Origin of the sequence: Hyphomonas sp. UBA3195 (genome assembly GCF_002366485.1) — a bacterium.
GTDB lineage: Bacteria > Pseudomonadota > Alphaproteobacteria > Caulobacterales > Hyphomonadaceae > Hyphomonas.
The window spans coordinates 1-11,103 of the sequence record NZ_DEXB01000035.1 but is presented as its reverse complement, the minus strand read 5'-3'; the positions used below and the strand labels follow the sequence as shown (position 1 = coordinate 11,103).

The window sequence follows — 11,103 nt, the reverse complement described above, 5'->3', positions numbered from 1 at the left end:
GCGACCGAGCCGGATTCCTTTTTCACGCGTGCAAGTGCTTCGGCAGAAATCGAGCGGGCCTGTCGCGCGGACCAGCCTTCAAAGGCCCGGCAGCGGCGCTTGGCGAGATACCCCATCTTCAGGGTCAGCATGGCGTTTACCGCTCCGTCCATGACCGGTCCGGCGATCAATCCGCCCATACGCCCCAACAGGCCGCCGATCACATCCCCCGTCATGTCGGTCACATCTTCCAACGCACGGCTGACCACGACGATGGCCGCCACGTCCCGAAGGATCAGTAATGTGCCGCCGAGATGTGGGCGGCCAAAATAGATCTGGGAAATCTTCGCGATCAAGTTCGCATTGCGCCACAGCACCACGAAAGCATCAACGGTGCCGTTCATGGAGAAAGCCGTGGCCACGCCGACGCCGACCGCTTCGGCATGGATCAGCTTGTCGACCTTGGCGTCGAGTTTCTTGAGATGGATTTCGATATGGCGCTTCTGGAAAGCTTCAAGGTCTGCTGCGACCGTGGCGGCCTCTGTCATGTCCGCCGCCGCGAACCGGGCCAGCAAAGCGCGCCCGGCCACCATGCCTTCCTCGATAGACGCCACGTCCTCGACCAGGAGCGGATTGCGCTTCAACATGGTGAGATATTTCAAATCGTATTTCAGGCGCTGCGACAGGAGCGATATGTCCGGGTTTTCAATGTCGAACGGCGTATGGGGCGGTTTCGCTGCGACGGGCATGGACAGGAATGACGCGAGAGGCCGCCCGACCAGCAAAAGCAACAATCCCGCCAGCAGCAGGATGAACGCGTACCCCAGCACCGGGTGTACATCGTCGAACAGGCGGTAGAACAGAAATCCCTGTCCGATCACGGTCAGGAAGGCGAGCGTCAGCAGCGCCGCTCCAGACCATTTGATGACTTTCCAGGCTTTCGACCATTGGGATGCAAACTCCCATTGGTACGCGCTGTCTGAACTGGTCTCCACCGGGACTGGCATGGTCTTGGCCATATCGGAACTCCTCTACTGACTGATCTCTCCGAAGAGGATCAGCGAGGAGTTGGGCCAAGGCAATACGTAGCTACATGCGCTCCGGAATGCGAATGCCGAGAAGGTCGAGGCCAGTTTCGAGTTGCTTGAGCACGGCGGCTGACAGGGCAAGCCGGCTGGCGCGAAGGTCAGGGTCTTCTTCGGACGCAATCGGCAGCGCAGCATAGAAGGCGCTGAACCCCTGCGCGAGATTGTAGACATGCTCGCAGAGGATGTGCGGCATACGCTTTTCACGCGCCTGCAGCAGCGTCGCCGCGAAGCCATCCAGTTGCAACACAAGCGCGCGTTCGGCGTCATGGCCGATCCGGATCTCGCCAGCCTTGTGGCCAGCCTCTTCTGCCTTGCGCAGGACCGATTTGATCCGCACGGCCGCATAGAGCAAATATGGCCCAGTCTTGCCCTCAAAGCTCGTGAAGCGGTCGAGATCAAAGACGTAGTTACTAGTCCGGGTGTTGTGCAGGTCCGAGAAGCGCAGTGCCGCCAGCGCCACCTTGGCGGCTACATCCCGGCGCTCGTCTTCCGACATGTCTTCCGGCAGCTTTCCGGCTTCCGCAATCTTCTTCTGGGCTTCTTCGAAGGCCATGGCGTTGAGGTCCGCCAGCCGAAGCACGCCGCCTTCGCGGGTCTTGAACGGCTTGCCGTCGGGACCGTTCACCGTGCCGAAGCCGATGTGTTCCATATGGCCTTCATCGATCAGGCCCAGCATTTCGGCGGCGCGGAAGACCTGTTCGAAATGCAGCGCCTGACGTTGGTCCACGACATAGAGCATCAGTTCCGGAACTGGATCCATATGCTCCATCCGGTCCTCAATCGTCGCGAGGTCGGTGGTATGATAGCCCGTGCCGCCGCGGCTGTTGACCAGCATGATCGGCGGCATGTCCTTCTTGTCGCTCTCACGCTCGATGCGAACGATCACGGCGCCGTCGTCTTCTTCGGAAAGGCCGGCGTCCTTGAACTTCTCGACGAGACCCGGGATCAAGTGATCGACATCACTCTCGCCCTTCCACAGGTCGAAATGAACGTTCAGGAATTCATAGTCGATCTTGAGCGCAGCGACCGACACATCAATGAAATGTCGCAGCAGGGCGCGATAACCTGGTCGCCCGGCCTGGAGTTCGGCCACGGCCTTCTGGCTGCGCTCATTGCGCGCCGCATCCGCCTTGGCCTTGTTGCTGGCCGCCGGGTAGAGGCGTGCGAGGTCTTCGATCGTGACGGGTGGCTGTTCCGGATACGGGCCCTCATAGACGGCGTCGAAATAGATCAGATCGGGCTGCTCGTCATACAGTTCTGTCACGAGGTGGCCCATCTGGAGCCCCCAGTCGCCGAGATGGGTGTCGCCTGTTACCTTGTCGCCGAGAAAACGGAGTAGTCGCACCAATGTGTCGCCGATCACGGCGGAGCGCAGATGTCCGACATGCATCGGCTTGGCCACGTTCGGGCCACCAAAGTCGATCACAGTGACCTTGGGGTCAGCCGCCAGTTCGCCGCCCGCCATGTCGTCCGACAGGATGCCCGCAGCACGCGCCGACATCGCCTCGTCGGAGACGCGGATATTGATGAAGCCCGGCCCGGCGACTTCTGCCGACAGGACCATGGGATGATCTTTCAGTGTCGCCGCGATCTCTCCCGCGATCTCGCGTGGATTCTTGCCGGCCGACTTGGCCGCCCCCATTGCGCCGTTACACTGGAAGTCCGCGAATTCCGGCTTGTCAGAGCGGCGCACGGCGCCCCATTTCGACTCCAGCCCCATGGCTTCAAAGGCGGCGCTGGCGGCCACCGACAGATCATTGATCAGGCTGGCCATTGGTTACTGTCCGGCATCCATGCGGAAACGCTTGCCCGCGCGGTTGAATTCCAATTGCTCCTGGGTCAGTTCGAACCCCACGACGACTTCGAAGTTCGTGCCCGAAATCGACTCATCCACACGCGGAATTTCGATTGTGCCTATGACTTCGGTTTTTCCGGTCAGGTTCTGGCCCCGGAAATTGCCCTCGGTGTTGAAGTATTTCTTTGCCAGCACCTTGCCGTTCCGGCGCGTGACCGCGACGTAGTAAGGGTAAGTGTGAGCACTGGAATCCGCTGCGGGGCCTTTGCCGAACGCGAAATCGATCTCGACTTCAGCTTCCAGTGGATTGTCCTCAACATAACGGCAGAACAGCCGTACATTGATGATTTCACCCGTGAATTCGATATTGGAATACAGCTCGCCACCACCATCAAATTCGACATAGCGCGACGAATCATAGAGGGCACCGACGGGTGGGCACGGGCCGGCATTCTGGCGCGTGTCGAAACTGTCCGCGATCTTTCCGGCACCACAGCCAGTGAGAATGACCGCGGCGAGAAGTGGGGCATATTTGATCATGCGTCGGCGTGTCCTTCTTGGCCTGATGCAAAGGCCTGTCCATCTGTTGCTGCAGATGTGTTAAAGGCCCAGACGTCTCGGCGCAACGCCCGCAGGCAGGAAGTAGGATGAAATGAACGACAGGCAGCCTCTTGTGATCCGACTTGCGGCGCCGCGCGGCTTCTGCGCTGGCGTTGATCGGGCCATCCAGATCGTCGAGGAAGCGCTCGAAAAGTGGGGCGCGCCGGTCTATGTGCGCCACGAAATCGTCCACAATGCCCATGTGGTGAGCCGACTCGAGGATCTGGGCGCTATCTTTGTCGAAGAACTGGACGAATGCCCGGAAGATCGCCCGGTGATATTCTCCGCCCATGGCGTGCCGAAATCCGTGCCGGCCGAAGCCCAGCGCCGCAACATGATCTTTGTCGACGCTACCTGCCCACTCGTCTCCAAAGTGCATGTCGAGGCCGAGCGCCATCACCGGGAAGGCCGGGAAATTGTGCTGATCGGCCATGCCGGACACCCGGAAGTGATTGGCACGATGGGCCAGTTGCCGGGTGATACCATCACCCTGATCGAGACCGTTGAAGACGTGGCGAGCTTCGCGCCGAAAAATCCGGACAATGTCGCTTTCGTGACCCAGACAACCCTCTCTGTTGACGATACAGCAGACATCGTGGCGGCGCTGCAGACGCGCTTTCCGGGCATTTCGAGCCCTCACAAGGAAGATATCTGCTACGCCACCACCAATCGTCAGGAAGCGGTGAAGTCGTTCGCGCCCGGCACAGATCTCGTTCTCGTGATCGGGGCGACCACAAGCTCGAATTCGGTTCGCCTGGTCGAAGTGGCCAAACGTGCGGGCGCCGCACGGGCAGAACTGGTCGCGAGCGCCGAGAATATCGACTGGGCCTGGTTTGAAGGTGTGAGCATACTTGGCCTGACGGCTGGAGCGAGCGCGCCGGAAGACCTGGTGCAGGGCGTGATCAATGCCTGTTCCGAGCGCTTCGATGTGTCGGTTGAAAAGGTCGAAACAGCGCGTGAAACGGTAACTTTCAAATTGCCGCGCATATTGTCCGAGCCGGCTTAGGCGTCTGCCTGCTGCCGGATATTCAAATCGCTGCAACATTCTGGCATAAGGTCGCGCATGACCTACACTGTTGCTGCCTTCTACAAATTCTTTTCGTTTCCGGACTTTGAAGCCCGCCGGGCTGCGCTGGCGGAGACGCTGTGCGGCGCGGGTGTAAAAGGCACGGTGCTGCTCGCCTCCGAGGGCGTGAATGGCACGATTGCCGGGACAGCCGAGGGCGTCGAGGCGACGCTGGCCACTTTGCGTGCCCTGCCGGGCGCGGTCGACCTTGAAGCCAAGTTCTCCGAAACCGACGAGATGCCTTTCCTGCGCCTCAAAGTGCGCCTGAAAAAGGAAATCGTGACCATGGGCATACAGGGCACAGACCCGAATGCGCTGGTCGGCACCTATGTCGAGCCAACCGAGTGGAACGACCTCATCAGCGACCCGGACACTGTGCTGATCGATACGCGCAATGATTATGAATATTCCATCGGCACGTTCGAAGGCGCGATCGATCCGGAGACAAAAACATTCCGCGAATTTCCGGACTGGTTCCGCAAGTTCCGTGAGCGGCTGGAAGCCGAAGGACGCACGCCCAAAGTTGCCATGTTCTGCACCGGCGGCATCCGCTGTGAAAAGGCGACCAGCTTTGTAAAGGCCGAAGGCATTGACGACGTGTTCCACCTGAAAGGCGGCATTCTGAAATATCTCGAGACCGTTCCGGAGACCGACAGCAAATGGCGCGGCGAATGTTTCGTCTTCGACGAACGCGTGTCGGTGCGCCATGATCTCACCCCCGGCAGCTATGATATGTGCCATGCCTGCAAACGGCCGATCACGGATGAAGACAAGGCGGAGGCCGCCTACGTGCCTGGCGTTTCCTGCCCGCACTGTATTGACGAAATGAGCGATGAACAGCGCGCACGTTTCGCCGAACGGCAGAAGCAAATCGACCTTGCCCGCAAACGAGGTCAGGAACATATGGGCCCGGAGGCGCGGCGGAGCGAAGACGCGTGAGCGCGCCAGGGCACATCCTCTATACGTTCCGGCGCTGTCCCTATGCGATGCGTGGACGAATGGGTCTGTCTATGGCAGGTCTACCGGTCCATGTTCGCGAAGTGGTGCTCCGCGACAAGCCCGCCGACATGCTGGCCGCCAGCCCCAAGGGCACGGTGCCGGTTCTGGTAACGACCTCTGGTGAGGTCGTGGACGAGAGCCTCGACGTCATGCGGTGGTCGCTGGCGCAGAATGACCCCGAGGGCTGGCTGGCGGCAGACCCGGAAACGACGGACATGTTGATCTCCCGCAATGATGGCGTGTTCAAACACGCGCTGGATCGCTATAAATACCCCAACCGGTACTCCGACGAAGATCTTGTCCCCGGCGCGGCGCGAGAGGCGGGGCTCGACATACTTCGGGACCTTAATTCAAGGCTGGAAGCACATGGCGGCCAGCTTGTGCGGCCAACGCGCAGCCTGGCCGATATGGCCATATTCCCCTTCGTCCGCCAGTATGCGCATACCGACATGGACTGGTTCCGGGCGCAGGATTTGCCTGCGCTACAGGTCTGGCTGGACGGTCACAAGCAGAGCGCCCTGTTCAAGAGTGTGATGGCGAAATATGCCCAGTGGAAACCGGGCAGTGACGAGCCATTATTGCCCGCTGCCGCCTGACGACACAAAGCTTACCGTCTACCCACCAAAACCGGCTATCTGGTCTTGCTATCACCGGCACGGTCTGTCCCGATATCTTCCAGATTATAGGGCGTGGTCTGGTACATCTGATTTATCCAGTTTCCAAACAGAAGAAACGCGTGGGATCGCCAGCGATTTTTCGGCTTGCGGCTGGGGTCGTCATCCGGGAAGTAATTGGCCGGCACAGCAATCTGCTTACCTGACGCCACATCTCGGCGATACTCATTCTCCAGAGAGGTTGAGTCATATTCGATATGATTGAAGATATAAAGCCGGTTGCCGCGGGCCTCATGCAACAGGCAGAGCCCGGTCTCGTCACTCTCCATCAGGATGTTCAGACCACTGCCGGACGGAATATTTTCGCGGCGCACTTCGGTCCAGCGGGACACCGAGATCGAGAAATCATCCGAGAAGCCCGTGAGGAACGGAGATTCCGGTTTGCGGTTATGGTGACGATAGACACCAAACGCCTTCTCTTCGAGAGTATGCTTAGGCACGCCATGGAAATGATGCACGGCCGCCATGGCCCCCCAACAGATGAAGAAGCTGGAATGAACATGAGTCTCGGTCCAGTCGAGAATTTGCGTGAGTTCGTCCCAATAGGTGACGTCCTCGAACGGCAGGGTCTCAATCGGCGCACCGGTAATAATGAAGCCGTCAAACTTGCGATCCTTAACCTCATCCCAGGTATGGTAGAAGGAGATGAGGTGATCCTCCGGCGTGTTGCGCGCCACATGGCTGCCGATGCGCACCAGAGTCAACTCCACCTGCAGCGGCGTCGCGCCGACAAGGCGGGCGATCTGGGATTCAGTCTCGATCTTGTTCGGCATCAGATTGAGCAGCGCAATCCGCATCGGGCGAATATCCTGACGCGTTGCGATGGATTCATCGAGCACCTGCACGCCTTCACGCACGAGCAGGTCGCGCGCGGGCAAACCGTCAGGAATTCGAATGGGCATAGGCTCTACTCCGCTACCAGTTTCGGCCAGTCGGAATCTTGCTGTGAGCGTGTTCGGATTTCCCGCGCAGCCTTTTAGCAAGTTGTTTAACGTGGCTGCAAGCCGACCGACCAAATCACCACGGGGCCTCTACATAGGCGCCCCGTGGCGGGAGTCAATCGGTTCGCGTGAGGGGATCAGCCCGCAATCGCCGCGCGAACAGCGGCGAGCGCATCGTCGGCCTTGTCGGTATCAGGGCCGCCCGCCTGAGCCATGTCAGGCCGTCCGCCACCGCCCTTGCCACCAAGCGCCTCGCTGGCCGCCTTGACGAGATCGACCGCCGAATAGGTGTCGGTCAGGTCCTTGGTCACCCCAACGGCAACACCGGCCTTGCCATCGGCGACGCCGACAAAGGCCACGATGCCGGATCCGATCTGGGCCTTGGCCTCATCCACCAGCGTGCGCAACTCCTTGCCGCCCACACCTTCAGCAATGCGCGCCATCAGTTTCACGCCATTGATCTCTTCCGGCCCGGCCGGCGCGCCACCGCCGCCGCCCATGGCGAGCTTGCGCTTGACGTCGGCCAGTTCTTTTTCCAGCGACCTACGCTCCTCGCCGAGCGCAGCCACTCGGCGCGGGACATCCTTGAGCGGAACTTTCAAGCTCTCGGCAAGGTCTACCGCAATCTGGGCGCGTCCCTTGAGATAGGCCAGCGCCTCGGCGCCTGTTGCCGCTTCGATTCGGCGCACGCCTGCCGACACACCACTCTCTGACATGATCACGAATACGCCGATATCCCCGGCACGCTCGACATGGGTACCGCCGCACAGTTCAACTGAATAGCGCCGTGCATCGCCGGTGCCCATGGACAGCACACGGACTTCGTGGCCATACTTCTCACCGAACAATGCAAGTGCCCCCGCTTCGATGGCCTTGTCAGGTGAAGTTACCTGAATGCCCGTCGGGTGGTTTTCGCGAATCTGGGCATTGACTTCATCCTCGACCGCTTCGAGTTCTGCTGGCGTCATCGGACCATTGTGCGAAAAATCAAAACGAAAGCGATCAGCCTCGACCAGTGAGCCCTTCTGCGTGACATGTTCGCCGAGCACATTGCGCAAGGCAGCATGCATGATGTGGGTTGCCGAATGGTTGGCCATGATGGCGCGGCGACGGGCGGCATCGACATGCAGGCTGGCCGTGTCGCCGAGCCTGGCTTCGCCCGAGACAAGCTCCCCGATGTGAACGTGCAGATCACCTGCGCGCTTCTGGACATCGCGCACGATGAAGCGCGCGCCGTTACCGAACACTATCTCACCATGGTCGCCGGCCTGCCCACCGGATTCTGCATAGAAAGGCGTTGTGTCGAAAACGAGCTCAGCCGGGCCGGCAGACAGTGCATCAACCCGTGCGCCGCCAGCAGCGATTGCGACCAGCTTGCCCTTGCCTTCGGTGCCATCATAGCCGGTGAAACTTGTGGCGCCAGCATCGTCGCGGACGCGGAACCAGATATCATCCGTTGCCTGATCTCCGGAGGAGAACCCTGCTGCGCGGCTATCCTGGCGCTGTTGCTCGAGCGCGGTTTCAAAACCATCAACATCGACGCTCATCTCCCGCCCGCGCAGGATGTCCTGCGTGAGGTCGAGGGGGAAACCATACGTGTCGGACAGTTTGAAGGCGACGTCGCCCGGCAGCGCATCGCCGGCCTTCATGTCCGCCGTTTCCTTGTCGAGCAGCGACAAGCCATTGCCCAAAGTGCGCTGGAAGCGAGCCTCTTCCTGTTCGAGGGCAGACTCAATGGCGGCTTTGGCGCGGCCAAGCTCCGGATAGGCCTTGCCCATTTCCGAGATCAGCGCCGGGGCAAGTTTGTACATCAGCGGTTCGCGCGCGCCGAGCAGGTGTCCGTGGCGCATCGCGCGGCGCATGATGCGGCGCAGGACGTATCCCCGGCCCTCATTCGACGGCAGGACGCCATCAGCAATCAGGAAGGCCGATGTGCGCAAATGGTCGGCGATGACGCGGAAGGAGGCAAGCTGGTCGCCTGCAGCCTTCGCACCATAGAGGTCTTCCTCGGCCGCGATCAGCGATTTGAAGAGATCGATGTCGTAATTATTGTGGACGCCCTGCAGGACGGCCGAAATCCGCTCCAAACCCATGCCGGTATCAATGGAGGGCTTGGGGAGATTTTTGCGCGAGCCATCGGCCTGCTGGTCGAACTGCATGAAAACGAGGTTCCAGATCTCGATAAAGCGGTCGCCGTCCTCATCCGGGCTGCCGGGAGGGCCTCCGGGAACGCTTTCGCCATGATCATAGAAGATTTCGGAACACGGGCCGCACGGACCGGTGTCACCCATGGACCAGAAATTGTCCGATGTGCCGATCCGGATGATCCGGGAATCCTCGAGGCCGGCGATCTTTTTCCAGAGCGCTGCGGCTTCATCATCTTCGGCATAGACCGTGACGAGGAGTTTTTTCGGGTCGAGCGCGAATTCCTTGGTGCACAGCTCCCAACCGAATTCGATTGCGTCTTCCTTGAAATAGTCGCCGAAGGAAAAATTCCCGAGCATTTCGAAAAAGGTATGGTGGCGGGCCGTGTAGCCGACATTGTCGAGGTCATTGTGCTTGCCGCCCGCGCGAACGCATTTCTGAGATGTCGTCGCGCGCGGGCCGGGGGGCGTCTCGGCACCGGTAAAGATGTTCTTGAACGGCACCATGCCGGCATTGACGAAGAGCAGGGTGGGATCGTTCTGCGGGATGAGCGGCGCAGATGCCTGACGCAGGTGCCCTCGCTTCTCGAAGAAGGAAAGAAAGGTCTCGCGAATCTCGTTTACGCCGGTCATGGGCAGCTCTGTGTCCTTGCGATCAGTGTTGCGGCCGAGTCAATCGACGCACTTATTACACCGGCGATATAAAGGTCCCTTTGCGGCACGCCAAGCGGGGTGCGCCACAAAGGGACAGTTCTCTGGAGAGAGAGAGGGTATTTCTGGCCCTGAAATGTGTATTTCAGGACCAGAAATCCTGTGGATCAGCCTTCTGCGGCGTCTGGCAGATCGTCTTCCTGTTCGGATTCCATGCCGGCATTCAGCAATTCATCCGCCAGAAGGCCTGCATTGCGCCGGATCGCATCCTCGATCTCGTCGGCGATGGCCGGGTTTTCCTTCAGGAAGTTACGGGTCTTCTCGCGGCCCTGCCCCATGCGCTCTCCCTTGTAGGAGTACCAGGAGCCAGCCTTTTCAACGACTTCAGCCTTCACGCCAAGATCAATGAGTTCACCCGTCTTGGAAATGCCTTCGCCATAAAGAATATCAAATTCGACTTGGCGGAAGGGCGGCGCAACCTTGTTCTTGACTACTTTGACGCGTGTCTGGTTGCCGATCACTTCGTCCCGGTCCTTGATCGCGCCAATGCGGCGGATGTCGAGCCGGACCGAGGCGTAGAATTTCAGGGCGTTCCCGCCGGTCGTGGTCTCCGGGCTGCCGAACATGACGCCGATCTTCATGCGGATCTGGTTGATGAAGATCACCATACATTTGGATTTGGAGATCGAGCCGGTCAGCTTGCGCAGCGCCTGACTCATCAGGCGGGCCTGCAGACCTGGCAAAGAGTCGCCCATCTCGCCTTCGAGTTCAGCGCGTGGCGTGAGGGCCGCCACCGAGTCAATGACCAGTAGATCAACCGCGCCGGAACGGACCAGCGTGTCAGCGATTTCGAGCGCTTGTTCACCCGTGTCCGGCTGGGAGATCAGAAGGTCATCAAGGTCCACACCGAGCTTGCCCGCATAGAGCGGATCCAGCGCGTGTTCGGCGTCGATGAAGGCACAGACGCCGCCATTCTTCTGGGCTTCTGCCACGCTGTGCAGGGCCAGCGTCGTCTTGCCCGAGCTTTCCGGACCATAGATTTCGATGATACGGCCCTTGGGCAGGCCGCCAATGCCGAGCGCAATGTCGAGGCCGAGCGAACCGGTGGGCACCGCTTCGACATCCATTACCTTCTTGTCGCCAAGGCGCATGACCGAGCCCTTGCC

9 protein-coding genes and 1 riboswitch are annotated in these 11,103 nt (G+C 60.0%); of the genes, 3 read left to right on the top strand and 6 right to left on the bottom strand.

Translation table 11 applies throughout. From position 1 onward, the window contains the following. The 3 genes from B2344_RS11115 to B2344_RS11105 all read right to left on the bottom strand — a co-directional run. Window positions 1-998 (bottom strand): DUF697 domain-containing protein (locus B2344_RS11115; protein WP_290485224.1); only part of this gene is annotated, 998 nt, incomplete at its 3' end. A gap of 70 nt (window positions 999-1,068) precedes the next feature. Further along, a complete protein-coding gene (argS, locus tag B2344_RS11110; RefSeq protein ID WP_290479029.1) occupies window positions 1,069-2,841 on the bottom strand; it encodes an arginine--tRNA ligase in 1,773 nt (590 codons plus the stop codon). A gap of 3 nt (window positions 2,842-2,844) precedes the next feature. Then, on the bottom strand, window positions 2,845-3,402 hold the full coding sequence (locus B2344_RS11105) for a hypothetical protein (RefSeq protein ID WP_290483682.1): 558 nt from the start codon (window positions 3,400-3,402) through the stop codon (window positions 2,845-2,847). 112 nt (window positions 3,403-3,514) lie between these two features. On the opposite strand from B2344_RS11105, the gene ispH reads away from it, so the two are divergent. From ispH to B2344_RS11090, 3 genes are read left to right on the top strand one after another with little or no spacing between them, the layout of a single operon-like run. After that, window positions 3,515-4,468 (top strand): 4-hydroxy-3-methylbut-2-enyl diphosphate reductase, encoded by a 954-nt coding sequence (gene ispH / locus B2344_RS11100; RefSeq protein ID WP_290483681.1) that lies wholly within the window; start codon window positions 3,515-3,517, stop codon window positions 4,466-4,468. 57 nt (window positions 4,469-4,525) lie between these two features. Continuing rightward, complete coding sequence (locus B2344_RS11095) at window positions 4,526-5,467, top strand: rhodanese-related sulfurtransferase (RefSeq protein WP_290479031.1); 942 nt, start codon at window positions 4,526-4,528, stop codon at window positions 5,465-5,467. Then, window positions 5,464-6,123 (top strand): glutathione S-transferase, encoded by a 660-nt coding sequence (locus B2344_RS11090; protein ID WP_290485223.1) that lies wholly within the window; start codon window positions 5,464-5,466, stop codon window positions 6,121-6,123. The genes B2344_RS11095 and B2344_RS11090 overlap by 4 nt, the downstream gene beginning before the upstream one ends. A 35-nt stretch (window positions 6,124-6,158) precedes the next feature. Here B2344_RS11090 and metA read toward each other — a convergent pair whose 3' ends face one another. The 3 genes from metA to recA form a co-directional block, all read right to left on the bottom strand. Next, window positions 6,159-7,103 carry a homoserine O-acetyltransferase MetA gene (metA, locus tag B2344_RS11085; protein WP_290481623.1) on the bottom strand — a complete coding sequence of 315 codons (945 nt, stop codon included), beginning with the start codon at window positions 7,101-7,103 and terminating at the stop codon, window positions 6,159-6,161. Window positions 7,104-7,157: 54 nt separating this feature from the next. Next, a riboswitch (SAM riboswitch) is annotated at window positions 7,158-7,235 on the bottom strand. Window positions 7,236-7,279: 44 nt separating this feature from the next. Then, window positions 7,280-9,919 carry an alanine--tRNA ligase gene (alaS, locus tag B2344_RS11080; RefSeq protein WP_290485222.1) on the bottom strand — a complete coding sequence of 880 codons (2,640 nt, stop codon included), beginning with the start codon at window positions 9,917-9,919 and terminating at the stop codon, window positions 7,280-7,282. Between the two features lie 185 nt (window positions 9,920-10,104). Further along, window positions 10,105-11,103, bottom strand: a 999-nt coding sequence (gene recA, locus B2344_RS11075) for a recombinase RecA (protein WP_290485221.1), incomplete at its 5' end; no start/stop codon positions are given.